The organism is Bacillus bingmayongensis, assembly GCF_000299035.1.
Lineage (GTDB): Bacteria > Bacillota > Bacilli > Bacillales > Bacillaceae_G > Bacillus_A > Bacillus_A bingmayongensis.
Window position 1 is genome coordinate 710,215 of the sequence record NZ_JH921517.1, and the last position, 26,269, is coordinate 736,483.

General features: G+C 36.8%; 26 protein-coding genes and 1 riboswitch. Of the genes, 24 read left to right on the forward strand and 2 right to left on the reverse strand.

What is annotated here, in order from left to right; all coding sequences use genetic code 11:
* The first annotated feature begins 14 nt into the window (after nt 1-14).
* From nusA to dapA, 18 genes are all read left to right on the forward strand, one after another.
* The gene (gene nusA, locus Y7E_RS0110755; RefSeq protein WP_017151264.1) at nt 15-1,115 is read left to right on the forward strand and encodes a transcription termination factor NusA; all 1,101 of its coding nucleotides are present in this window, start codon (nt 15-17) and stop codon (nt 1,113-1,115) included.
* Nucleotides 1,116-1,126: 11 nt separating this feature from the next.
* Nucleotides 1,127-1,399, forward strand: a complete 273-nt coding sequence (gene rnpM / locus Y7E_RS0110760; protein ID WP_017151265.1) for an RNase P modulator RnpM — start codon at nt 1,127-1,129, stop codon at nt 1,397-1,399.
* Nucleotides 1,400-1,711, forward strand: coding sequence for a YlxQ family RNA-binding protein (locus Y7E_RS0110765; RefSeq protein ID WP_017151266.1), 312 nt, complete (start codon nt 1,400-1,402; stop codon nt 1,709-1,711).
* A gap of 4 nt (nt 1,712-1,715) precedes the next feature.
* Nucleotides 1,716-3,782, forward strand: a complete 2,067-nt coding sequence (gene infB, locus Y7E_RS0110770; protein WP_017151267.1) for a translation initiation factor IF-2 — start codon at nt 1,716-1,718, stop codon at nt 3,780-3,782.
* Entirely contained in the window at nt 3,779-4,060 is a 282-nt protein-coding gene (locus Y7E_RS0110775) for a DUF503 domain-containing protein (protein ID WP_017151268.1), read from the forward strand. Before infB ends, Y7E_RS0110775 begins: the two co-directional genes overlap by 4 nt.
* A gap of 15 nt (nt 4,061-4,075) precedes the next feature.
* Entirely contained in the window at nt 4,076-4,432 is a 357-nt protein-coding gene (gene rbfA / locus Y7E_RS0110780) for a 30S ribosome-binding factor RbfA (protein WP_017151269.1), read from the forward strand.
* A gap of 222 nt (nt 4,433-4,654) precedes the next feature.
* The gene (gene truB / locus Y7E_RS0110785; protein WP_017151270.1) at nt 4,655-5,578 is read left to right on the forward strand and encodes a tRNA pseudouridine(55) synthase TruB; all 924 of its coding nucleotides are present in this window, start codon (nt 4,655-4,657) and stop codon (nt 5,576-5,578) included.
* A 43-nt stretch (nt 5,579-5,621) separates the two neighbouring features.
* A complete protein-coding gene (gene ribF / locus Y7E_RS0110790; protein WP_017151271.1) occupies nt 5,622-6,593 on the forward strand; it encodes a bifunctional riboflavin kinase/FAD synthetase in 972 nt (323 codons plus the stop codon).
* Nucleotides 6,594-6,693: 100 nt separating this feature from the next.
* Nucleotides 6,694-6,963, forward strand: a complete 270-nt coding sequence (gene rpsO, locus Y7E_RS0110795) for a 30S ribosomal protein S15 (RefSeq protein ID WP_001229392.1) — start codon at nt 6,694-6,696, stop codon at nt 6,961-6,963.
* A gap of 159 nt (nt 6,964-7,122) precedes the next feature.
* Nucleotides 7,123-9,276 carry a polyribonucleotide nucleotidyltransferase gene (gene pnp / locus Y7E_RS0110800; protein WP_017151272.1) on the forward strand — a complete coding sequence of 718 codons (2,154 nt, stop codon included), beginning with the start codon at nt 7,123-7,125 and terminating at the stop codon, nt 9,274-9,276.
* Between the two features lie 162 nt (nt 9,277-9,438).
* Entirely contained in the window at nt 9,439-10,338 is a 900-nt protein-coding gene (locus Y7E_RS0110805) for a polysaccharide deacetylase family protein (protein WP_017151273.1), read from the forward strand.
* Between the two features lie 86 nt (nt 10,339-10,424).
* Nucleotides 10,425-11,663 carry a M16 family metallopeptidase gene (locus tag Y7E_RS0110810; RefSeq protein ID WP_017151274.1) on the forward strand — a complete coding sequence of 413 codons (1,239 nt, stop codon included), beginning with the start codon at nt 10,425-10,427 and terminating at the stop codon, nt 11,661-11,663.
* 188 nt (nt 11,664-11,851) lie between these two features.
* Complete coding sequence (locus Y7E_RS0110815; RefSeq protein ID WP_026049173.1) at nt 11,852-12,103, forward strand: YlmC/YmxH family sporulation protein; 252 nt, start codon at nt 11,852-11,854, stop codon at nt 12,101-12,103.
* Between the two features lie 298 nt (nt 12,104-12,401).
* Nucleotides 12,402-13,304 (forward strand): dipicolinic acid synthetase subunit A, encoded by a 903-nt coding sequence (gene dpaA / locus Y7E_RS0110820; protein ID WP_017151276.1) that lies wholly within the window; start codon nt 12,402-12,404, stop codon nt 13,302-13,304.
* Nucleotides 13,301-13,900 (forward strand): dipicolinate synthase subunit B, encoded by a 600-nt coding sequence (locus Y7E_RS0110825; RefSeq protein WP_017151277.1) that lies wholly within the window; start codon nt 13,301-13,303, stop codon nt 13,898-13,900. The genes dpaA and Y7E_RS0110825 overlap by 4 nt, the downstream gene beginning before the upstream one ends.
* A gap of 149 nt (nt 13,901-14,049) precedes the next feature.
* Complete coding sequence (gene asd, locus Y7E_RS0110830) at nt 14,050-15,096, forward strand: aspartate-semialdehyde dehydrogenase (RefSeq protein ID WP_017151278.1); 1,047 nt, start codon at nt 14,050-14,052, stop codon at nt 15,094-15,096.
* Between the two features lie 23 nt (nt 15,097-15,119).
* On the forward strand, nt 15,120-16,352 hold the full coding sequence (gene dapG / locus Y7E_RS0110835) for an aspartate kinase (protein WP_017151279.1): 1,233 nt from the start codon (nt 15,120-15,122) through the stop codon (nt 16,350-16,352).
* 11 nt (nt 16,353-16,363) lie between these two features.
* A complete protein-coding gene (gene dapA, locus Y7E_RS0110840; protein WP_017151280.1) occupies nt 16,364-17,242 on the forward strand; it encodes a 4-hydroxy-tetrahydrodipicolinate synthase in 879 nt (292 codons plus the stop codon).
* Nucleotides 17,243-17,327: 85 nt separating this feature from the next.
* Here the strand turns inward: dapA and Y7E_RS29490 are convergent, their stop codons facing one another.
* Nucleotides 17,328-17,513: a hypothetical protein gene (locus Y7E_RS29490; protein WP_051128650.1), complete on the reverse strand. Its 186-nt coding sequence runs from the start codon at nt 17,511-17,513 to the stop codon at nt 17,328-17,330.
* A 200-nt stretch (nt 17,514-17,713) separates the two neighbouring features.
* Entirely contained in the window at nt 17,714-17,923 is a 210-nt protein-coding gene (locus Y7E_RS33210; RefSeq protein ID WP_051128651.1) for a hypothetical protein, read from the reverse strand.
* A gap of 509 nt (nt 17,924-18,432) precedes the next feature.
* Between Y7E_RS33210 and Y7E_RS0110850 the strand changes: the two genes are divergently transcribed.
* From Y7E_RS0110850 to Y7E_RS0110880, 6 genes are all read left to right on the forward strand, one after another.
* Entirely contained in the window at nt 18,433-20,103 is a 1,671-nt protein-coding gene (locus Y7E_RS0110850; RefSeq protein WP_017151281.1) for a ribonuclease J, read from the forward strand.
* Between the two features lie 101 nt (nt 20,104-20,204).
* Nucleotides 20,205-20,954: a ClpP family protease gene (locus Y7E_RS0110855; RefSeq protein ID WP_017151282.1), complete on the forward strand. Its 750-nt coding sequence runs from the start codon at nt 20,205-20,207 to the stop codon at nt 20,952-20,954.
* Complete coding sequence (locus tag Y7E_RS0110860; protein ID WP_017151283.1) at nt 20,951-21,154, forward strand: YlzJ-like family protein; 204 nt, start codon at nt 20,951-20,953, stop codon at nt 21,152-21,154. The genes Y7E_RS0110855 and Y7E_RS0110860 overlap by 4 nt, the downstream gene beginning before the upstream one ends.
* Before the next feature lie 213 nt (nt 21,155-21,367).
* Nucleotides 21,368-23,764, forward strand: coding sequence for a DNA translocase FtsK (locus Y7E_RS0110865; RefSeq protein WP_017151284.1), 2,397 nt, complete (start codon nt 21,368-21,370; stop codon nt 23,762-23,764).
* Between the two features lie 204 nt (nt 23,765-23,968).
* A riboswitch (purine riboswitch) is annotated at nt 23,969-24,070 on the forward strand.
* Nucleotides 24,071-24,292: 222 nt separating this feature from the next.
* Nucleotides 24,293-25,018, forward strand: coding sequence for a GntR family transcriptional regulator (locus Y7E_RS0110875; RefSeq protein ID WP_017151286.1), 726 nt, complete (start codon nt 24,293-24,295; stop codon nt 25,016-25,018).
* 88 nt (nt 25,019-25,106) lie between these two features.
* A complete protein-coding gene (locus tag Y7E_RS0110880) occupies nt 25,107-26,183 on the forward strand; it encodes a BMP family lipoprotein (protein ID WP_017151287.1) in 1,077 nt (358 codons plus the stop codon).
* Nucleotides 26,184-26,269 lie beyond the last annotated feature (86 nt).

Here is a 26,269-nt window from a genome sequence, read left to right on the forward strand (position 1 = left end):
GAAGGGGGATCTTCATGAGCACTGAGTTGTTAGATGCTTTGCTCGTATTAGAATCAGAAAAAGGTATTAGCAAAGATATTATTATTGATGCGATTGAAGCAGCTTTAATCTCTGCTTATAAACGCAATTTTAACCAAGCACAAAACGTTCGTGTTAGCTTTAACCCAGAGGTGGGAACAATTCAAGTTTTAGCACGTAAAGACGTTGTTGATAATGTGTTTGATCCACGTCTTGAAATTTCTGTAGAAGAAGCAAGACATATCAATCCAAACTATCAAGATGGTGATGTACTTGAAATTGAAGTAACACCAAAAGATTTTGGACGTATTGCAGCACAAACTGCAAAACAAGTTGTGACACAACGTGTACGTGAAGCAGAACGAGGTGTCATTTATTCAGAATTTAGTGACCGTGAAGAAGATATTATGGTTGGTATTGTACAACGTCAAGATGCGCGTTTTATTTATGTAAGCTTAGGAAAAGTAGAAGCACTACTACCAGTAAGTGAGCAAATGCCAAACGAACAATACAAACCACATGATCGCATTCGCGTGTTCATCACAAAAGTAGAAAAAACGACAAAAGGACCACAAATTTACGTATCACGTACACATCCAGGTCTTTTAAAACGTTTATTTGAAATTGAAGTGCCAGAGATTTATGATGGAACGGTAGAGATTCGTTCTGTTGCACGCGAAGCAGGAGACCGCTCCAAAATTTCTGTATATGCAGAGAATATTGATGTTGATCCAGTAGGTTCTTGCGTAGGTCCAAAAGGACAACGTGTACAACGCATCGTAGATGAACTAAAAGGTGAAAAAATTGATATTGTTCGCTGGTCAAATGATCCAGTTGAATATGTAGCAAATGCTTTAAGTCCATCACAAGTTGTAAAAGTACTTGTGAATGAAGAGGAAAAAGCAACAACTGTTGTTGTTCCAGACCACCAACTTTCATTAGCAATTGGTAAACGCGGGCAAAATGCACGTCTTGCAGCGAAATTAACGGGCTGGAAAATTGATATTAAAAGCGAGTCTGATGCGAAGCAACTTGGCATTGTAACAGAAGAAGACAACATGATCGCATTCGATTCAGTTGAAGACGAAATCGAATAGAGGTGATGATTGTGAGCAATCGAAAAGTTCCGTTACGAAAATGTATTGCAACACAAGAAATGAAATCCAAACGCGAGCTCGTTCGCATTGTTCGTTCCAAAGAGGGCGAAGTGTCCATTGATTTAACTGGAAAGAAATCAGGACGTGGTGCATATTTGTCGAAAGACAAGGAATGCATCATCCAAGCGCAGAAGAAAAACATTTTGGAACATCATCTAAAAGCGAAAGTCGACAGTTCCCTTTATGAAGAGCTTCTCGAGCTTGTTGAGAAGGAGTCGAAATAAGTGTCCGATTGGAAATCGTTTTTAGGACTAGCAAACCGTGCTCGAAAAATAATTTCGGGTGAAGAACTCGTTTTAAAGGAAGTACGAAGTGGCAAAGCAAAGCTTGTATTGCTTTCTGAAGATGCGTCAGCGAACACTACAAAGCGCATTACAGATAAAACCACGTACTACAACATACCAATGAGAAAAGTCGAAAATCGACAACAATTAGGGCATGCGATTGGGAGAGACGAGCGAGTCGTTGTAGCTGTGTTAGATGAGGGCTTTGCGAAAAAGCTGCGTAGCATGCTCGATACAACTTACCGGGGGTGAAGGTATGAGTAAAATTCGAGTGTATGAATATGCAAAGAAACACAATATCTCAAGTAAAGATATTATTACAAAACTAAAAGAAATGAATATCGAGGTTTCGAATCATATGACAATGTTAGACGATGAAGTAGTAAACAAATTAGATAATCAATATAATACTGGAGCAGAAAAACCTTCTGTTGCAGATGAGTTTGAAGTAGAAGAAAAAGTTGTTCGCAGTAAAAAGAACAGCAATAAGAAGAAGAAAAAAGGCAAAGGAAATGAAGACAGACGTCAAGAAAACTTTGCTGGAAGACAACAAACACAAGTTGTAGAAACACCAGATAAAATTACTTTCTCTGGCACTCTTACAGTAAGTGAACTTGCAAAAAAACTAGGGAAAGAGCCATCTGAACTTATTAAAAAGCTCTTCATGCTAGGTATTATGGCGACAATTAACCAAGATTTAGACAAAGACACAATTGAGTTACTTGCGAGTGATTACGGTATTGAGGTAGAAGAAGAAGTAATTGTAAGTGAAACTGAGTTTGAAACATTCATCGATGAGCAAGACGATGAAGAAAACTTAAAAGAGCGTCCAGCTGTTGTTACAATTATGGGACACGTTGACCATGGTAAAACAACATTACTTGATTCTATCCGTAATTCAAAAGTAACTGCTGGCGAAGCTGGTGGAATTACTCAGCATATTGGTGCATACCAAGTTGAAGTAAATGATAAGAAAATTACATTCTTAGATACACCTGGTCACGCAGCATTTACAACAATGCGTGCTCGTGGTGCACAAGTAACAGATATTACAATTCTTGTTGTTGCAGCAGATGATGGTGTTATGCCACAAACTGTTGAAGCGATTAACCACGCAAAAGCAGCAGGAGTACCAATTATCGTTGCTGTGAATAAAATGGATAAACCATCTGCAAATCCAGATCGTGTAATGCAAGAATTAACAGAATACGAATTAGTTCCAGAAGCTTGGGGCGGTGACACAATCTTCGTACCAATCGCAGCAATTAAAGGTGAAGGAATTGACAACTTATTAGAAATGATTCTTCTTGTAAGTGAAGTGGAAGAATATAAAGCAAATCCAAACCGTTATGCAACTGGTACTGTAATTGAAGCACAGCTTGATAAAGGTAAAGGAACAATTGCAACATTACTTGTACAAAATGGTACACTTCGAGTGGGAGATCCAATTGTTGTTGGAACATCATTCGGACGTGTTCGTGCAATGGTAAGTGATATTGGTCGTCGTGTGAAAGTTGCTGGTCCATCTACTCCTGTTGAGATTACAGGTTTAAATGAAGTACCACAAGCGGGCGATCGTTTTATGGCATTTGCTGATGAGAAGAAAGCGCGTCAAATTGGTGAATCACGTGCACAACAAGCATTGCTTGCACAGCGCGGTGAAAAATCTAAATTAAGCCTAGAAGATTTATTCCAACAAATCCAAGAAGGCGATGTGAAAGAAATTAACCTAATTGTGAAAGCAGACGTACAAGGTTCTGTAGAAGCAATGGCAGCATCACTTCGTAAAATTGATGTTGAAGGTGTAAAAGTAAAAATCATCCATACAGGCGTAGGGGCAATTACAGAATCTGATATTATTTTAGCTTCTGCATCTAATGCAATTGTAATCGGATTTAACGTACGCCCTGATGTAAATGCGAAGCGTACAGCTGAGCTAGAAAATGTTGATATTCGCTTACACCGTATTATTTACAAAGTAATCGAAGAGATTGAAGCAGCAATGCAAGGTATGCTTGATCCTGAGTTTGAAGAAAAAGTAATTGGTCAAGCGGAAGTTCGTCAAACGTTCAAAGTAACAAAAGTTGGAACAATCGCAGGTTGTTACGTAACAGATGGTAAAATCACACGTGATAGCGGCGTGCGTATCATCCGTGATGGTGTAGTAATTTACGAAGGACAACTTGATACGTTAAAGCGTTTCAAAGACGACGTAAAAGAAGTTGCACAAAACTATGAGTGTGGTATTACAATTGAAAGATACAATGATCTTAAAGAAGGAGACATCATTGAGGCGTACATTATGGAAGAAGTGAAGCGATGATTATCGCTTCACTCTCATTCGAGTGTATGATTTATGATGTACATTCTTTAAAAGAGAAACGAGCAATTTTACAGCGTGTGCTAACTCGTGTGAAACAACGTTATAATGTAGCTGTTTCCGAAGTAGGACATCAAGATGTATGGCAACGTACAGAAATTGCAATTGTTTCCGTATCCTCAAATCGTGTTGTCTGCGAAAAAGAAATGAATCGTGTACTTGAGTACATCGATTCATTTCCTGAAATTGAACGTACGATAACACAATTGGAATGGTATTGAATGAGGTGAATAGTTATGAAATTACGTGCAAACCGTGTGGGCGAGCAAATGAAAAAAGAATTAGGCGACATCATTAGTCGTAAAATTAAAGACCCACGTGTTGGATTTGTTACAGTAACAGATGTACAAGTGAGTGGAGATTTACAAATTGCCAAAGTATATATTTCTGTTTTAGGAGACGAAGAACAGAAAGAGAATACATTAAAGGGCTTAGCGAAGGCAAAAGGCTTTATTCGTTCAGAAATTGGCCAACGTATTCGTCTTCGTAAAACACCGGAGATTTCTTTTGAATTTGATGAATCTATCGGATATGGTCATCGAATTGATACACTTTTACATGAAATTAATAAAGACGGTAAACGTGAAGAATAATGGATAGACATTTGTCTATCCATTTTTTAAATGGAAAGTAAGTTTTGCATACAAGTGAGTGTTTAAAAGGAAGGATAAAGAGAGCTGAGCATTTCTAGGCAAAGAAGACGGAGTGTAGCTGGAACTTACACGAGGACTGATGACAAAATGAAAAATAGCGATTGCTATTTATACCTGATTTTTTGAACATCTCCTACAAAAGTATAACGATGAGGTGAACATATGGAAGGCGTATTATTATTACATAAACCAAAAGGAATGACATCACACGATTGTGTATTTAAGTTAAGAAAGATATTGCGTGAAAAAAGAATTGGCCATACAGGAACATTAGACCCGGATGTAACCGGAGTATTACCAATCTGTGTAGGGCGTGCAACAAAGATTGCGCAATTTTTAACAAGTGAAACAAAAACATATGAAGGTGAAGTTACACTAGGGTTTTCGACAACGACTGAAGATGCTTCTGGTGAAGTAGTGGAAAAGCAGGATGTAAATCGCGTAATTACACGTGCGGAAGTGGAATCTGTATTAGCAGAATTAACGGGTACAATTGAGCAAGTACCTCCCATGTATTCAGCTGTAAAAGTAAACGGAAAGAAACTATATGAATATGCAAGAGCAGGAAAGGAAGTTGAACGCCCAGTTCGTACAATAACAATCCACGAATTTGTGTTACTTGATAATCGTGAGGTATTTGAAGGAGAGAATGTTTCATTCCGTTTCCGAGTTACATGTAGCAAAGGAACGTATGTGAGAACACTAGCTGTTATGATCGGTGAAAAACTAGGATTCCCAGCACATATGTCACACCTTGTGCGAACAGCTTCAGGAGAATTTCTGCTGGAAGATTGCATATCATTTGAAGAAATTGAAGAAAACATGCAAAATGGAACAGTAGAGTCTATTTTTATCTCAATTGATGAAGCGTTAAGTAAATTTCCGAAAATGATTGTAGATGAAAAACAAGCAGAAAAGATAAAAAATGGAATGTTTTTAAAGAACGAACTGCAAGTGACAGCGCCGTTTATTACAGTATTTGATAAGAACGAACATTGCTTAGCCATTTATGAACATCATCCAAAACACCCTGGTATGTTAAAACCAATGAAAGTACTTGTGAATAATCAGGAACTAAAGCTATAATGAATTATTGGAAGGATTATTACAGAAAAAGGTGAATTCAAGCGTGAAACTCATTCATTTAACTCATCCACATGAACAAAATAAAATAGAATTACCACCTACTGTAATGGCATTAGGATTTTTTGATGGCATTCATTTAGGACATCAACGTGTGATTCGGACAGCAAAAAAAATAGCGGATGAAAGAGGATGTAAAAGTGCTGTCATAACGTTCCATCCACATCCATCTGTTGTGTTAGGGAAAAAGGAAGCGCATGTAGAGTATATTACACCACCGTGTATTAAAGAAAAAGTAATTGCAAGTTTAGGAATTGATATATTATATGTGGTGAAATTCGATGAATCATTTGCTGGATTACTGCCACAACAGTTTGTAGATGAATATATTATTGGGCTAAATGTAAAGCATGTAGTAGCAGGCTTTGATTATTCATATGGACGTTTAGGAAAAGGGACGATGGAGACTTTACCATTTCATGCAAGAGGGGAGTTTACACAGACCGTGATTGAAAAAGTTGAATTTCAAGAAGAAAAAGTAAGTTCCACAGCATTACGAAAATTAATTCGAAATGGAGAGATGGAACAAATTCCATCTATTTTAGGTAGGGCTTATACAGTAGAAGGAACGGTTGTTCACGGGGATAAACGTGGACGTCAAATTGGTTTTCCGACAGCTAATGTAGCTTTAAGTGAGGAATATCTTTTGCCGCCTGTTGGTGTGTATGCAGTAAGATTAAAAGTTCATGATGAGTGGCATGATGGCGTATGTAATATCGGTTATAAACCAACTTTTAAAGAAGATGAGCGCAAACTGTCTATTGAAGTGCATCTATTCCATTTCAATAAGGATATATATGATCAGGTTGTTACTGTTGAGTGGCATATGCGTATTCGAGAAGAGAAAAAGTTTAATGGCATTGATGAATTAGTTGCTCAAATTGCAAAAGACAAAAAAACAGCACAAGAATATTTTAGCGCGGCAAAGAATATACTTGCTTTTTCAAATGAAAAGTAGTATTCTATGTTATGTACTTTATGACAACCATTGCTTGGCATTGCGACTCACCGACGCTTGCTAGGTAATTGGGGGTTTAATTATTAGGAGGTGAAATAGGATGGCTTTAACACAAGAGCGTAAAAATGAAATCATTGCACAATTTAGAACTCATGAGACTGATACTGGTTCTCCAGAGGTTCAAATTGCTGTCCTAACAGAGCAAATTAACACTCTAAATGAGCACTTACGTACTCACAAGAAAGATCATCATTCACGTCGTGGTCTATTAAAGATGGTTGGTAAACGTCGTAACTTACTTACTTACCTTCGTAATAGCGATATCACACGCTACCGTGAATTAATCACAAAGCTTGGCTTACGTCGATAGTCAAAGAAGCGGGAATATTCCCGCTTTTTTGTTAGGTAAAAATATATCTTCTACTCTTATAGCTTACTTAAATTTCGGTAATACTAGAGGAAGAATATTGTGATATATTATCCATTTACATAGAAGAATTGAATATTTTAAATTGAGAGGGGTACTTAAATGAGTCAAGAAAAGCAAGTCTTCTCGATAGATTTAGCTGGTCGTCAGCTAACAATTGAAACAGGCCAGCTTGCAAAACAAGCAAACGGGGCAGTGTTAGTAAGATATGGCGACACAGCAGTTCTATCTACAGCAACTGCATCAAAAGAGCCAAAAAATGTAGATTTCTTCCCACTTACAGTAAACTATGAAGAACGTTTATATGCAGTCGGAAAAATCCCAGGCGGCTTTATTAAACGTGAAGGTCGTCCAAGTGAAAAAGCAATTTTAGCAAGTCGCTTAATTGACCGACCAATTCGTCCACTTTTCGCAGACGGATTCCGTAATGAAGTGCAAGTTGTCAGCATCGTTATGAGTGTTGACCAAGATTGTTCTTCTGAGATGGCAGCTATGCTTGGTTCTTCATTAGCGTTATCGATTTCAGATATTCCATTTGAAGGCCCAATTGCTGGTGCAACAGTTGGTCGTATCGACGGCGAATTCGTTATTAACCCAACAGTAGAACAACAGGAGCAAAGTGATATTCACCTTGTTGTAGCTGGGACAAAAGATGCAATCAACATGGTAGAAGCAGGTGCAGATCAAGTACCTGAAGAAACAATGTTAGAAGCAATTATGTTCGGTCATGAAGAAATTAAACGTCTAATTGCTTTCCAAGAAGAGATTGTACAAGCTGTTGGAAAAGAAAAGACAGAAGTGCAGCTATATGAAGTTGATGCTGATCTTGATCAAGCTATTCGTGAAATGGCAGAGAAAGATATGCATGCTGCAATTCAAGTACATGAAAAACACGCGCGTGAAGATGCGATTAATGAAGTGAAAAAACGTGTAATTGAGCATTACGAAGCGCAAGAAGTTGATGCTGAAACATTAGGACAAGTAAATGAGATTTTATATAAAATTGTAAAAGAAGAAGTACGTCGTCTTATTACAGTTGAAAAAATTCGCCCAGATGGACGTAAAGGTGATGAAATTCGTCCTTTATCATCAGAGGTAGGTATTTTATCTCGTACGCACGGTTCTGGTTTATTCACACGAGGACAAACACAAGCACTAAGTATTTGTACATTAGGTGCATTAGGTGATGTGCAAATTTTAGATGGCCTTGGTGTAGAAGAATCAAAACGCTTTATGCACCATTACAATTTCCCATCATTTAGTGTTGGTGAAACAAGACCAATGCGTGGACCAGGTCGTCGTGAAATCGGCCATGGTGCATTAGGTGAGCGTGCACTTGAACCAGTTATTCCATCTGAACAAGACTTCCCGTACACAGTTCGTCTTGTATCAGAAGTATTAGAGTCGAACGGTTCTACTTCACAAGCAAGTATTTGCGGTAGTACATTAGCGATGATGGATGCAGGTGTTCCACTGAAAGCGCCAGTTGCTGGTATCGCAATGGGTCTAGTGAAGTCTGGTGAGCACTACACAATTTTAACTGATATCCAAGGTATGGAAGATCACTTAGGTGATATGGACTTTAAAGTAGCAGGTACAGCACAAGGAGTAACTGCATTACAAATGGACATTAAAATTGCTGGTTTATCTCGTGAAATTTTAGAAGAAGCATTGCAACAAGCGAAAGTTGGTCGCATGCACATTCTAGATCATATGTTATCTGCTATTGCTGAGCCTCGTAAAGAGCTATCTGAATATGCTCCGAAGATCATTACAATGACAATTAATCCGGACAAAATCCGTGATGTTATTGGGCCAAGTGGCAAACAAATTAACAAGATTATTGAAGAAACTGGCGTGAAAATTGATATCGAGCAAGATGGTACAGTCTTTATTTCATCTATTGATCAAGAGATGAATGAAAAGGCGAAGAAAATCATCGAAGATATCGTTCGTGAAGTACAGGTAGGCGAGGTTTACTTAGGAAAAGTAAAACGCGTTGAAAAATTCGGTGCTTTCGTTGGATTATTCAGTGGTAAAGATGGTCTTGTTCATATTTCTGAGCTTGCACTTGAACGTGTAGGTAAAGTAGAAGACGTTGTGAAAGTCGGTGACGAGATTTCAGTAAAAGTTATCGAGATTGACAAACAAGGTCGTGTAAACTTGTCTAGAAAAGTATTGCTAAAAGAAGAGCAAGAAAAAGAAGCAGCAAAAGAAGAAGCTACAAAACAAGAAAATACACAAGAACAAAATTAAGTAAAAAAGCCAGGATTTCTGGCTTTTTTTTGTTAAATAAAATATATTTGATGCATAGATTTTTATTGATGAAAAGGTATAGTTTTTATGATAACGCTCAAATTAACAAGGATAATAAGAAAATGGATTTTTCTTATTCGTATAGTTAATGGGAGGGTTTGTATGAGAACTCGTATAGTTATATTCATATCTGTATTCTTTCTTTGTATAGGTTTATGCTCATATTCAGCGCTAGCAAATGATGATCTTTATGAAGAAATTCAGAAACAAGCGAAACAATATTCAATTGCCGCGCAAAATGCGATAATTGATAAGATTTGGAAAGCTACGCCAGGGTATAATGGTAAAGAGGTTGATATTGAAGCGTCATATAATAACATGAAGAAAATAGGAAAATTTGATGAGAAGCATTTTGTATATCGGGAAGTTTCACCAAGCGTGCATTTAGAAGATTTATCACCTTCTCCTATTTATCGTGGTCATCCACATAAAAAAATGGTAGGATTAACGATAAATGTGGCGTGGGGAAATGAGTATCTTCCACGTATATTAGAAACATTGAAAAAGCACGATGTAAAGGCAACGTTTTTTTTAGAAGGACGCTGGGTAAAAGAAAATTTAAGATTTGCAAAAATGATCGTAGATGCAAAGCAAGAAGTAGGAAATCATTCTTATACGCATCCAGATATGAAAACGCTGTCTAAAATTCAGATACTAGAACAATTACAAAAGACAAATCAAATTATTGAGGCAGCTACAAATCAAAAAGTACGATGGTTTGCACCACCAAGTGGAAGTTTCCGTGATGAAGTTGTAGAGGTGGCGGATGGATTAAAGATGGGGACTATTATGTGGACAGTTGATACAATCGATTGGAAACGCCCAGAGCCTGAAGTGATTCTCCAGCGTGTGATGGGGAAAGTGCACCCGGGTGCAATTGTATTGATGCATCCGACATCTCCAACAGCTGAGGCGCTAGATACGATGATTTCGCAGTTGAAAAAACAAGGGTATAAAGTAGGCAATGTTACAGAATTATTAGATGAAAAACGCATTGATTAAATACATTTGCATGACATTCATGTTCAAACTTGTTATCATTAAATAATAGCAATAATTTAGAGAAACTGGCATTAGGAGGAAAGTTTTTGATTAAAAAATATACTTGTAAAAATGGTGTAAGAATCGTTATGGAGAATATACCAACTGTTCGTTCTGTTGCAATTGGTATATGGATTCATGCAGGTTCAAGAAATGAAAATGAAAAGAACAATGGAGTTTCGCACTTTTTAGAGCACATGTTTTTTAAGGGGACAGAGACGCGTAGTGCGAGAGAAATTGCAGAGTCATTTGATAGCATTGGTGGTCAAGTGAATGCATTTACTTCAAAAGAATACACGTGCTACTATGCAAAGGTACTTGATGAGCATGCAAAGTATGCGCTTGATGTATTAGCTGATATGTTCTTTAACTCCACATTTGATGAAGAAGAATTGAAAAAAGAGAAGAATGTTGTATTTGAAGAAATTAAAATGTACGAGGACACACCAGATGATATCGTACATGACATGTTAACGAAAGCGACATATGAAACGCATCCGCTTGGATACCCAATTTTAGGTACAGAAGAAACGCTTGAAACATTTACAGGTGATACACTGCGTCAATATATAAAAGATCATTATACACCTGAAAATGTTGTAGTTTCGATTGCTGGAAATATTGATGAAACATTTGTCCAAACAGTGGAACAATATTTTGGTAACTACGAAGGAACAACAAATCGTGAACAAGTACATAGCCCGATTTTTCATTTTAATAAAGTGGCCCGCAAAAAGGAAACAGAACAAGCTCATTTATGTTTAGGATTCAAAGGCTTGCAAATGGGTCATGATGATATTTATAACTTAATTGTATTAAATAATGTATTAGGTGGTAGCATGAGTAGCCGTCTGTTCCAAGAAGTACGTGAACAACGTGGTTTAGCATATTCAGTGTTCTCTTATCATTCTTCTTATGAAGATACTGGAATGCTAACACTTTATGGTGGTACAGGAAGTCAACAGTTAGATACGCTGTATGATACGATGCAAGAAACGTTAGAAACATTAAAGAATACTGGTATTACAGATAAAGAACTTGTGAATAGTAAAGAGCAGCTTAAAGGAAATCTGATGTTAAGTTTAGAAAGTACGAATAGTCGTATGAGCCGTAATGGTAAAAATGAATTACTTCTTAGAAAGCATCGTTCTCTTGATGAAATTATTGAGAGTGTAAATAGTGTTACGAAATCAGATGTAGATTTACTGATTCGCAATATGTTTACAAATGAATTTTCTGCAGCGCTTATTAGCCCGAATGGAGAGCTTCCAAAAGGAATGAAATAAGGAAAAAAACCGTATCTCTTACGAAGAGATGCGTTTTTTTTATGTATTAAGCTTTTATAATGAGTTTTTGAGTGGTAGAGAGAGGAGTTCATTTTTTTGGTATTTTTTAGAGACATGTAGAATACGTACTTATTATAGGATAGATTTGAGGATATTGCATGGAAGATGCTTGTAAAGGAGAGGGGCATATGCGTTTAAGTGAATTAAGTGGAAAAGAAATTGTGGACTTAGAGCGGGCAGAAAAAATGGGGGTTTTAGGTCACGCTGATTTAGAAATTAATGAAAAGGACGGTAAGATCCAAGCTCTCATCATACCAGTTGGAAAATGGGGTGGATTTAAAAGGGAACAGCAGGAGGTACGTGTAGAATGGAACCGTATTAAAAAGGTCGGCCATGATATGATTATTTTTGACCTTGCAAACCACTCAGGCTCACAGTGAAAGATAACCATTTCGGTTGTCTTTTTTTATTTTATTCTCCTATTTGCGGACAGTAATACTTCACCTCAAAACTCAGTAAAAACATAGGAATTAGGTGGGAGATAAACGGTCTGTAAAAGCCTGATTAGTGAGGGCAAAAGTCTCCTTCAAACTGATTAAAGTTTCACTATATGCTTAGAAATATTGGATGCTTTTGTTTTTCAATCACCTCTAACTCGTACGGCACATATGATGTGGAGGAAAAAGAAAAAGTAGGCACTTTTCTTATAAATGAAAGAAAAAGAAGGTGAAGTAGGGAATGTTGACTGAGATGCACATTGCTGTCATAGGAGGAGATGCAAGGCAGCTAGAAGTGATTCGTAAGTTGGTTGAACTTGATGCGAAACTTTCATTAGTAGGATTTGATCAACTGGATCATGGTTTTACAGGGGCAGCAAAAGAGAGTATGCAAAATCTAGATTTCACTTCTTTAGATGCAATTATTTTGCCGGTAGCAGGAACAAATGCAAAAGGAGAAGTAGATACTATTTTTTCAAATGAAAAAGTTGCACTTACGAAAGAACAGATTGAAAAAACACCAGCAAACTTTACTATATATTCAGGAATTGGTACACCGTATTTAGAAAGTATTGTGTCTACCACAAATCGAAAACTTGTGAAACTATTCGATCGTGACGATGTGGCGATCTACAATTCTATTCCAACGGTAGAAGGAACATTAATGATGGTTATTCAACATACAGATTATACAATTCACGGTTCGAATGTAATAGTTTTAGGATTTGGTAGAACAGGAATGAGTGTAGCGAGAGCTTTTCAATCATTAGGAGCTCATGTCAAAGTAGGAGCACGACGTTCAGAACATATCGCTCGTATTTCGGAAATGATGTTCTCTCCTTTTTATATGCAGGATATTGAGAAAGAAGTAAGTGATGTTGATATTGTCATTAATACGATTCCACACCTCGTTGTAACGGCTAGTGTTATTTCGCGGATGCCAGCTCATACATTGATCATTGATTTGGCTTCTAAGCCTGGTGGTACGGATTTTCGTTATGCAGAGAAGCGGGGGATAAAAGCCTTGTTGGCACCCGGTCTTCCAGGGATTGTTGCCCCAAAAACAGCAGGACAAATTTTAGCGAATGTTCTTTCTCAGTTATTAACAGCAGATATGATTGCAAAGGAGGAGAATGGAAAATGAGTTTAAAAGGGAAACGAATTGGATTTGGATTTACAGGATCACATTGTACGTATGCGGAAGTCGTGCCGCAGTTAGAGAAACTAATTGCAGAAGGAGCGGAAGTGCTGCCGGTTGTTTCATATACTGTACAAACAACAAATACTAGATTTGGTGAAGGAGCAGAGTGGATTGAAAGAATTGAGGAGATAACAGGAAATAAGGTTATTAATTCTATTGTAGGGGCAGAACCACTAGGCCCCAAAATCCCATTAGATTGTATGGTGATTGCTCCATTAACAGGAAATTCAATGAGTAAATTTGCCAATGCAATGACAGATTCTCCTGTATTAATGGCAGCAAAGGCGACGCTTCGGAATGGGAAACCAGTTGTATTAGCTGTTTCGACAAATGATGCACTTGGTCTAAATGGTGTAAACCTTATGCGTTTAATGGCGACAAAACATATATATTTTGTGCCATTTGGGCAAGATGCACCAGAAAAAAAACCAAATTCAATGGTAGCACGTATGGAACTTCTTGAAGATACAATTATAGAAGCAATAGAAGGAAAGCAATTACAACCTGTAGTTGTAGAAAAATTCAGATATATGAATTAAAAAACGAAAAAAAACAGACAATTTTTTACGAAACCATCATTCTTATCGCAGAATATGATAAAATTAATGTTATTAAGATTAGAAGGAGTATTCTATACTCCTTCTAATTCTAAGTATAGAAGGATTGGTATCTAGAAAGGGGCATAGTGATGGAAAAGGAAAAATCTTTTCATGTCGCTGTAGTTGGAGCAACCGGCGCAGTTGGTGAACAAATGTTAAATACTTTAGAGAAACGAGAATTTCCGATTGGGAAGTTAACGTTACTTTCATCTAAACGTTCTGCAGGCAAGAAGCTTGTATTTAAAGGAGAAGAATTCACAGTACAAGAAGCAACTCCTGAAAGCTTTGAAGGAGTCGATATTGCACTCTTTAGTGCAGGTGGATCAGTATCGAAACAATTAGCACCAGAAGCAGCAAAACGCGGTGCAATTGTTGTTGATAATACAAGTGCATTCCGTATGACAGAAAATGTACCACTTGTTGTACCTGAAGTGAATGAAAATGACTTAAAAGAACATAGTGGTATTATTGCAAATCCGAACTGTTCTACAATTCAAATGGTAGTTGCTCTTGAACCAATTCGTCAGCATTTTGGTTTAAAACGAGTAATCGTTTCCACATATCAAGCTGTGTCAGGTGCAGGTGCTGCTGCAATTGAAGAGCTTCATGAACAATCACAAGCGATCTTAAATGGAGAAGAAGTAAAAGCAAATGTTTTACCTGTATCAGGTGATAAAAAACATTTCCAAATTGCTTTTAATGCCATTCCGCAAATTGATAAGTTTCAAGATAATGGATTTACATTTGAAGAAATGAAAATGATTAATGAAACGAAAAAAATTATGCATATGCCTGAGTTAGAAGTAGCAGCGACATGTGTACGTTTACCTGTTGTATCAGGTCATTCTGAGTCTGTTTACATCGAAGTGGAAAAAGAAGGTGTAACAGTAGAAGAAATGAAAAACTTGCTTGCGGATGCAGAAGGAATTGTACTGCAAGATGATCCAGCAGAACAATTATATCCAATGCCATCTACTGCAGTAGGCAAAAATGAAGTGTTCGTTGGACGTATTCGTAAAGATTTAAATAATGAAAAAGGATTCCATCTTTGGGTCGTATCTGATAACTTATTAAAAGGTGCTGCATGGAACTCTGTTCAAATTGCAGAACGATTAGTAAAATTACAATTAGTGTAAACGGCTAAGAGAAGGTGCAAAACATGAAAATTATTGTTCAAAAATTTGGTGGTACATCGGTACGTGATGAAAACGGACGTAAGCATGCACTTCACCATATTAAAAAATCATTAGATGCTGGTTATAAAGTGGTTACAGTTGTATCAGCTATGGGACGTAAAGGTGAACCATACGCAACGGATACATTATTAAGTCTTGTAAATCAAAAGGAATCTAGTATTTCAAAACGTGAACAAGATTTATTATTATCATGCGGAGAGTTAATCTCGGCAATCGTCTTCTCAAATATGTTAAATGAAAATGGAGTAAAAGCAGCAGCGCTAAATGGTGCACAAGCTGGTTTTGTGACAAATGATGATTTTACGAACGCAAAGATTGTTGAAATGAATTGTGATCGTATACATGAAGAGTTACAAAATGTAGATGTTGTTGTTGTTACTGGTTTCCAAGGACAAACAAAAGAAGGCGATACGACAACACTTGGACGCGGAGGTAGTGATACTTCAGCTTCAGCACTAGGTGTTGCACTTCATGCTGAATACATCGATATTTTTACTGATGTAGAAGGTGTAATGACCGCTGATCCAAGGATTGTAAAAGATGCGCGTCATCTTCAAAACGTAACATATAATGAGATCTGTAACATGGCTTATCAAGGTGCAAAAGTTGTTCATCCGCGTGCAGTTGAAATTGCAATGCATGCAAAGGTGCCACTTCGTGTGCGTTCTACGTATTCTGATAATGAAGGCACACTTATTGCGGCATATGATGGTGCTACAAAAGGCCGTGATGTAGAAGAACGACCTGTTACAGGAATCGCTCATGTATCAAATGTGACACAAATTAAAGTGCTTGCAAAAGACGGATCGTACGATTTACAACAACATGTTTTTAAAGAAATGGCAAATGAAGGAATTAGTGTTGACTTAATTAACATTTCGCCTACAGGTGTGGCTTATACAGTAAGTGATCATGTATCAAGTCATGCTGTTGAAGTACTTGGAAAACTTGGATACGATCCAATTGTGACGGAGCATTGCGCAAAAGTATCTATCGTTGGAGCTGGAATGGCAGGTATTCCAGGCGTTACTGCGAAAATTGTCACAGCTTTAGCAGAAAAAGGTGTTCAAATTTTACAATCAGCTGATAGTCATACGACAATTTGGGTGCTTGTAAAAGAAGTAGATTTAGTGGAAGCTGTAAATGCATTGCATAGTGCATTTGAACTTTCAAAAGAAAAGCAACTGGAACAATAAGGAGTGAGACCATGGTAGATTTTGGGACAATTGCGACAGCGATGGTAACACCGTTTGATAAAAATGGAAACGTCGATTTTGCAAAGACAACTAAATTGGTAAATTATTTAATTGATAACGGTACAACAGCAATCGTGGTAGGAGGAACAACTGGAGAGTCTCCTACATTGTCATCAGAAGAAAAAGTAGCGTTATATCGCCATGTCGTATCTGTTGTCGATAAAAGGGTGCCCGTAATCGCTGGAACAGGTAGCAATAATACACATGCTTCTATCGAGTTAACGAAAAAAGCAACAGAAGTTGGTGTCGATGCAATTATGTTAGTGGCACCGTATTATAATAAACCAAGTCAAGAAGGAATGTATCAGCATTTTAAAACAATTGCTGAAAGTACGGAACTTCCGGTTATGCTATACAATGTTCCAGGACGATCTATTGTACAAATCTCCGTTGATACAGTTGTTCGTTTATCAGAAATACCAAACATTGTTGCAATTAAAGATGCTGGCGGCGATGTATTAACAATGACAGAAATTATTGAAAAAACAGCGGACGACTTTGCTGTATACAGCGGTGATGATGGTTTAACGTTACCAGCTATGGCAGTTGGAGCTAAAGGTATTATTTCTGTTGCCTCTCATGTAATTGGAAATGAAATGCAAGAAATGATTGCGGCATTCCAAGCAGGAGACTTCAAAAAAGCACAGAAATTGCACCAATTACTTGTTAAAGTAACGAATGCATTATTTATGGCACCGAGCCCAACACCAGTAAAAACAGCGTTACAAATGGTTGGATTAGACGTAGGATCTGTACGTTTACCACTTATTCCATTAACAGAAGAAGAACGACTAACATTACAAGATGTAATGCAATCGATTCCTCGTTAATAAAAATGACCTAGTGTAAAAACTAGGTCATTTTTATTGTGAAAGAAACTTTTGGAAGGGGATAATTGGAGATTTAGTTAATTTTCTAAATGTATTCAAATAAATTTTTTTGAAGGATAATTTTAGGTTCTCCTTTCTCATCCGTATACGTGCCGATAATATCGAAACCACTTTTTATATTCAAAATTAACATATTACGCCATTTGTTTTTCGTTTTTGTTTGAATAATCCGATAGCCTTTTTCTCTTAAAAATTGATGTTGCTGCTCCATTAAGTTAAAACCAATCCGCTGATTTCTATAATTTTCATCGACTCTACCTAATCAACTATAAAATTTACCCCGCTATTTGCGGGCAGTAAGACCCCCACCTCAAGGTTCAGAGAGAAACAAGGAAGGTAGGTGGGGATCCACTGCCCGTAAAAGCCCGATTCGTTCAACTAATAATCAGTGGGGGATGAACCTCACGCTGATTAAAGTTTCACTTTATCCGTATCAAGTTCGTATTCAATCTTATAACCGACCACTTTCATATCATGTGCAGCTAGATTTATAAGTAATTTTGGTTTGCTTTCCATTTGTTTTACTAAGTTGTTAGAACTGTGAAAAATACTTTCGTGTAATTGGATTATGCTATCTAATATTTTTGTGTCTGGAATTGATTCAAAAAGAAAATAGTCCATGAAAAAAATTCTCCTTCCAATAAACATTCTGTTATTATTCAGCGAAGAGGTTGTACGTTATAAACTATACGCTAAATTACCTGTCTATCCCTTTTAGTTTCTCATTGATAGGAGTGTAATCAAAAAGAAATCTCGGAGAATACGGTGTTAATTGAAGGAGTATTTCACTTGAATTTTATATGCTTCTCTTCTCTTTCTCACAAATTAACTTGTGTTCTATTTCTTGTATCAGGTATAATATGGCTAAGTAGCTTAGTACGGGTATGCTTAGCAAAATTGGAAAAAATTATGGTTTAACGGAATTTCTATATCATATCGCATAAGATATTTGATTTATATAATGAAAGAGAGGTGAAACCTGGTTTAAAAAACGAACGAGAACATGATATCGCATAACGGTAAGGACATTCGTCTTGGACGGTGAATATATGGTGGTTGTAGAGTTTCCCTGGTGTCTCTGCAATTTTAGTGAAATCAGTGTTTGCAAGATTTTTAAACCAGGCAACAACATGAAGAGAAAAGAGATTGATTCTGTAAAAGTATTTGCTCTTGGTGGAGTAGGTGAAATCGGAAAAAATATGTATTGTGTCGAAATTGATTCCGAAATTTTTATTGTAGATGCAGGCTTAATGTTCCCGGGAGATGAAATGTTTGGAATTGATATCGTCATCCCTGATATTACATATTTAGTAGAAAATCAAGAGCGAGTAAAGGGTTTATTTATTACACATGGTCATGAAGATCACATTGGTGGAATTGTTTATGTACTACGTAAACTTTCAATTCCAGTATATGCAACAAAGTTAACAGTAGGTTTGATCCAAGAAAAACTTGGTGAAGCAGGAATGCTTGGTCGTGTAGATTTAAAAACAATTGATTCTAATTCAGAAGTGGAATTTAATACGACAACGGTTTCATTCTTTGGTACAACCCATAGTATTCCAGATTCTGTTGGTGTATGTTTCCATACATCAAAAGGTGCTATCGTATATACAGGAGACTTTAAATTCGATCAAACACCAATTGGCAACAGTGGAGCAGATCTTGGAAAGATGGCGCAAATTGGAAATGAAGGCGTTCTTTGTCTGTTATCAGATAGTACGAATGCTGAGCGTCCTGGTTACACGGGTTCTGAAAAAGAAGTTGGGATAGAAATTTCAAAAGTATTTTATGGTGCAGAGGGACGTATCATTGTTGCTTCTTTTGCATCTAATGTACATCGTATTCAACAAGTATTTGATGCAGCTGTTGAAACAGGACGTAAAGTGGCTGTTGTAGGTCGTAGTATGGTGAAAGTGGTAGATATCGCAAGACGTCTTGGATATTTAGACGTTCCAGATGGTATGATTATTTCATTGCAAGAAGTAGATAACTTCCCGGAGAAGAAGGTAGCAATTTTAACAACTGGTAGCCAAGGGGAACCAATGGCGGCTCTTTCAAGAATGGCGAAGCAAGCTCATAAACAAATTTCGATTCGTAAAGGAGATACAGTTATTATCGCGGCATCTCCAATTCCTGGTAATGAAATATCAGTATCGAAAATTATTGATTTACTATTTAGAGCTGGTGCAGAAGTTGTTTATTATGGAGAAAGAAAAGTTCATGTTTCTGGTCATGGTAGTCAAGAAGAGTTGAAATTGATGCTGAATTTAATGAAACCGAAATACTTTATACCCGTACATGGTGAATTTCGCATGCAAAAGGCACATGCGTATTTGGCGGAAGATGTTGGCGTCTTGAAAGACAATATTTTTATTGTAGAAAAGGGCGATGTGATTGCTTTTGAAGGAGAAGAGGTAAAACCAGCTGGTAAAGTACAAGCGGGGAATGTTCTAATTGATGGATTAGGTGTAGGTGATGTCGGAAATATTGTCTTGCGTGATCGTAAGATGTTATCACAAGACGGAATTTTAGTCGTTGTCGTAACACTTGGAAAAGATGAGAAGAAAATCATCTCTGGTCCAGAAATTATTTCACGTGGTTTTGTGTATGTTCGTGAATCTGAGGCGTTAATCGAAAGGTCTACAGATATTGTGCGTACAATTGTTGAACAATCCATCAAAGAGTATTCTATTGAATGGTCCATGTTAAAACAAAATATTCGTGAATTGTTAGGGCAATTCCTGTATGAGGAAACGAAGAGAAAACCGATGATTTTACCAATTATCATGGAAGTATAAGAAAACCACCTTTACGGGTGGTTTTTTTCTTTTTCATCCCTATCGCATGAAATTTGCAACTTAAGAAATAATAGTTGTATAAGAGTGAAAGGGGATGCGATATGACAGAACGTGATGATTTAACAAATGAGGAAAAAGAAGCAGAACCGAAAGAGGATGTAAAAGAGGCGTCCGTAATAGAAAAAATTCAGCAACTTGGTCAAACGAACGTTCCGCAAATGAATGAATCGCGTATTCATTGTTTAACGATTGTTGGACAAGTAGAAGGACATATGCAGCTTCCACCACAAAATAAAACGACGAAATATGAGCATGTGATTCCGCAAATTGTAGCAATTGAGCAAAATCCGAAAATTGAAGGATTACTATTATTGCTAAATACTGTAGGTGGTGATGTTGAGGCTGGATTGGCAATCTCTGAAATGGTAGCTTCATTATCAAAACCAACTGTATCTTTGGTTTTAGGTGGAGGGCACTCGATAGGTGTACCAATTGCAGTGTCAACAGATTATTCATTTATTGCTGAAACTGCAACGATGACGATTCACCCAGTTCGCCTGACAGGTCTTGTTATTGGTGTGCCACAAACATTTGAGTATTTGGATAAAATGCAAGAACGTGTAATTCGATTTGTAACAAAACACTCAAAAGTGACAGAAGATCGTTTTAAAGAACTTATGTTTGCTAAGGGGAACTTAACTCGAGATATTGGAACAAATGTAATCGGAATAGATGCAGTTAAGTATGGCCTTATCGATGATGTTGGTGGTATTGGGGATGCGATTCGAAAGTTAAATGAATTAATAGATATGAAAGCGGATGGAAATCAGGACGGGAAGTTGCTGCAATGATTTTATATACGATTATGCCAGAGCAACTTGTTTATCAGACCGATTATTCGCAGTACGAACGACAAAAAATAGTAAATGTAAATGGAGTGGAAATGGTTGTATCTGAAGAGAACAGTCAATACTATTCCGTTGTTCGTGTGCTAAGTACAAATCCATCCCACTACTTACAGTATGAACCAGGCCAGAAAATAACCTTTTAGCAAAAAGCAGGATTTTGTTTAGAAGCTATGGTATAATATAAAAAACAAGACGGTTGAGCAGCCATGATTAGGCTGCTTTCTTCTGTTTACGTGACATTTTACAAGATGTGTAAAATGTCACGTAAACATATCTAAAAAATGTGACGAATGATATGTAGAAAATGCTTTCAATGAATGAAAGTTTCACTTAATTTTTGAACTTGGGGTGAAGAAATGGTAAAACAAAAGCAAAGAGGGACGAAATCAAAAGCAAGACGTACGATAAAGCCAACTTTGTATTACGAAATCGTCGGGTTGACTCTTTTTGCACTTTCAATCATTACAATCTTACAGCTAGGTATTGTAGGGAAATCGTTTGTGTTATTTTTTCGCTTTTTCTTTGGCGAATGGTACATAATTGGTGTATTAGGTGTAATAGCTTTATCCATTGCGTTTGTTATAAGACGTGGTTGGCCAAATCTTTTAAATAAAAGATTAATTGGCGTTTATTTAATTGTGTTAGCAATATTGATGTTTAGTCATATTACATTATTTAACCTTCTTACAAAGGATGGAGCGGTAGAAAATACATCGGTAATTGTGAGTACAAAAGATATGTTCTTTCTTGAGATGAAGAAAGGTGCAGAGACGGTTCATTTAGGTGGAGGTATGTTTGGGGCGCTTATGTTTGCAACGTTTTATTTTTTATTTGATGAAGTAGGTGCTTACATTATTGGAATTATTCTAGTTATTCTTGGCATACTTTGCATTACAAATAAACATATTGGGGAAGTACTTGCCCCAGTTGGACGAATACTTAGAAGTCAATTTCAAGTGATGCAAGGGGATTACAAGGACTGGAGATCGAAACGTACTGCTGAACAAACGGAAAAGAAAAAAACGACAAGGCGTACGCGTAGTGAACGTATTGATAGCCAAGAAGAAATTGCTGAGCCGCTAGAAGAGATAGAAATTGGACCGCCAATTATTTCGAATTTTACAGAGAATTACCCGGTCAGTGAAGAGAAAGATAAGGAAAGTAAAGATGAGATTGCAAATGATTTGATCGCACCGCCTCCTATGCCAGAGGAAGAGATTCCATCTACATCAAAAGAGCGGTCGCAAAAGAAACGAGGAGAAAAAATTGTTGAATCTCTAGAAAGAGAAACAAAAGCTCCTCCAATGCAATTTTCAAATGTGGAAAACAAAGATTATGAGCTTCCTTCTATCGATATATTGAAGTTCCCAAAAAACAAACAGGTTACAAATGAAAATGAGAAAATTTATGAAAATGCTCGTAAGCTGGAGCGTACTTTCCAAAGTTTTGGTGTGAAAGCAAAAGTAACGAAAGTACATAAAGGACCTGCAGTTACGAAATATGAAGTGTATCCTGATATGGGAGTGAAAGTAAGTAAAATTGTGAGTTTGAGTGATGATTTAGCACTCGCATTAGCTGCGAAAGATATTCGTATTGAAGCGCCTATTCCTGGGAAATCCGCAGTAGGAATTGAAGTTCCAAATTCAGAAGTTTCTATGGTAACTCTTAGAGAAGTACTTGATTCAAAAGCGAACAACCATCCAGAAGAAAAATTATTAATTGGTCTTGGGCGTGATATTACTGGTGAAGCAGTATTAGCACGTTTAAATAAGATGCCCCACCTATTAGTAGCTGGAGCGACTGGTAGTGGAAAGAGTGTATGTATTAACGGTATTATTGTTAGTATTTTAATGCGTGCTAAACCACATGAAGTAAAATTAATGATGATTGATCCGAAAATGGTAGAATTGAATGTATACAATGGTGTTCCGCACTTATTAACACCTGTTGTAACAGATCCGAAAAAAGCATCACAAGCTTTGAAAAAAGTTGTGAGTGAGATGGAGCGTCGTTATGAATTGTTTGCTCATAGTGGAACGCGTAATATTGAAGGATATAATGAATACATTAGACACCATAATGACCAATCAGAAGCAAAGCAGCCTGAGCTTCCATACATTGTTGTCATTGTGGACGAGTTGGCTGATTTAATGATGGTTGCTTCTTCAGATGTGGAAGATGCAATTATGCGCTTAGCACAGATGGCACGTGCTGCTGGTATTCACTTAATTATTGCAACGCAGCGTCCATCTGTTGATGTTATTACAGGTGTTATTAAAGCGAATATTCCATCTCGAATTGCGTTTGCTGTGTCTTCACAAACTGATTCCCGGACAATTCTTGATAGCGGAGGCGCTGAGAAATTATTAGGACGAGGAGATATGTTATTCATACCAATTGGTGCATCAAAACCAGTTCGTGTACAAGGAGCATTTCTATCAGATGACGAAGTGGAAAGAGTTGTAGAATATGTTATTGGACAACAAAAAGCGCAATATCAAGAAGATATGATACCGCAAGATGTACCGGAAACAAAGCAAGAAGTAGAAGATGAATTATACGATGAGGCGGTTCAGCTCGTTGTAGAAATGCAAACAGCTTCTGTTTCTATGCTGCAACGTAGATTCCGAGTAGGATATACGCGTGCAGCGCGTCTTATTGATGCGATGGAAATGAATGGTGTAGTTGGACCTTATGAAGGTAGTAAACCGAGAGAAGTATTAATTAAAGATATACAAGAAAAAAGTTCTTGATAAAAAAGCCTAATTGTTTACAATTAGGCTTTTTTATATGGCATTTTTGTTATATACTATACTCAACTTCAAAGAAAGGGCTTACATTTTATTCAGTTCTTTAGAATACGAATGCTTTTGATATTATTTTTGAAAAATGTTCGAGATTCACTATAGAAAAGAGTTGAATTATGTTGACACATATGGGGGCAAGTGGTAAGATTACTTCGAAAAGAATCACTGCCTCATATAATCTTGGAGATAAGGTCCATAAGTTTCTACCTGGCAACCATGAATTGCTAGACTATGAGGGGAAAAGTGTGTAACAAAGGATGTAAGGAATCTTTGTATCTAACTTTTTCTCTATATGAGGAATGTTATGGTGCAAAGTTTTTTTTATGAAATAAAAATAGAAAATTTCATTTTAAAAAATTATTAACATTTATTCGACAAATTTTATTTTATTGCAGCGTTATTATGTTGTTGGTTGAAAAAAGAGAACAGAAGTCTTACATCAGAGGTCGAATAATTGGAATGCGGGGGAGTCTTATGTCAGTTAAATCGGATAGTCGACACTTATATTTACGAGTGATCGATCACATTAAAGAAAAAATCAAAAGCGGGGCATATAAAGAAAAACAAAAGTTGCCTTCAGAGTTTGATTTAGCGAAAGAACTTGGCGTAAGTAGAGCGACTTTACGGGAAGCATTGCGTATTTTAGAAGAAGAAAATGTTGTCATTCGCAGACATGGCGTTGGTACTTTTGTGAATGCAAAACCGCTGTTTTCTTCTGGAATTGAACAGCTTTCTAGTATTACAGATATGATTTCTGGTGCGGGAAAAACACCAGGAACAATCTTTTTATCATCATCTACTACGAGCCTAACAGAAGAGGAAAAAGAAAAGTTTAATAGTGATGAAGGCTTTGAGGCTGTAATGATTGAGCGTGTTCGTACAGCAGACGGGGAACCTGTTGTCTATTGCATTGACAAGTTAGCGAAAGAAGTACTGCCAGATTTATCTGATTATAATGAGGAATCATTGCTTACTGTTATTCATAATAACACGCATAAACGTATTACATATGCGGTTGCTCATATTGAACCAATTGGTTATCATCCGAAAATATCACCAATTTTACAATGCGAGCCAGAGACAGCGCTACTGATTTTAAAGCAAATGCACTATGATCAAAATGATGAGCCGATTTTATATTCTATTAATTATTTTAGAGCAGATAAATTTAGCTTCCACGTATTACGAAAACGTATGTAATCAGTTCCTTTTTAGGGAGGTGACAGCAAGAAGAAGGGGACACTAGCATATTAATAGATACACATATCATTTAGGAGGGGTTTCTAGTATGAAGAAAAAAGCAGGTCTTTTATTATCATTAACGTTAGCAGCAAGCACAGTGTTAGGTGCATGTGGTAACTCGGATAAGGCAAGTAGTGACAAAAAAAGTGATAAAGATTTCAAAGTTGGTATGGTTACGGACGTTGGGGGCGTTGATGATAAATCATTTAACCAATCAGCTTGGGAAGGCTTAACGAAGTTTGGTAAAGATAACGACTTGAAAAAAAATGAAGGATATCGTTTCCTACAATCCAATAAGGATTCAGATTATATTCCAAACTTAACAAAATTTGCGAAGGCCAATTATAATGCAACATTTGGTATTGGATATTTAATGCAAGATTCAATTGAAAAAGTGGCAGATCAATATCCAAAACAACAATTCGCAATTGTAGATACTGTTGTGGAAAAACCAAACGTAACAAGCATTACATTTAAAGACCATGAAGGTTCTTTCCTTGTTGGAGCTGTAGCAGCGATGACTACGAAATCAAATAAAGTTGGCTTTATTGGTGGTGTGAAGAGTCCACTGATTACAAAGTTTGAATCAGGTTTTAAAGCTGGAGCAAAAGCAGTAAATCCAAACATTGAAATTGTAGCGCAATATGCGGATGCGTTTGATAAACCGGAAAAAGGATCAGTATTAGCATCTGCAATGTATGGTCAAGGTATTGACGTAATTTATCATGCTTCTGGTGCAACAGGTAACGGTGTATTTACAGAAGCGAAAAACCGTAAGAAAAAAGGTGAAAACGTTTGGGTAATTGGTGTTGACCGTGATCAAAACCAAGAAGGTATGCCTGAAAATGTAACGTTAACTTCTATGGTGAAACGTGTTGATGTTGCGGTTGCGAAAGTAGCACAAGAAGCAAAAGATGGTAAGTTAAAAGGTGGAAAAGTAGAAGAGTTTGGTTTGAAAGATGACGGTATTGGAATTGCAAAAACAACTGATAACGTGAAAAAAGTAAATCCAGAAATTTTAACAAAAGTAGAAGAGTTTGAAAAGAAAATTACTGCTGGTGAAATTAAAGTACCTGCCACTGATGATGAGTACAAAGAATACGAGGCTTCTCTTAAGAAATAATAATAGAGAAATAGCAAAGGTTAGTTCTAAGAACTAACCTTTGTATATATAAAATTACTTTTAATAGAGTGTAATAGGGGACGGTT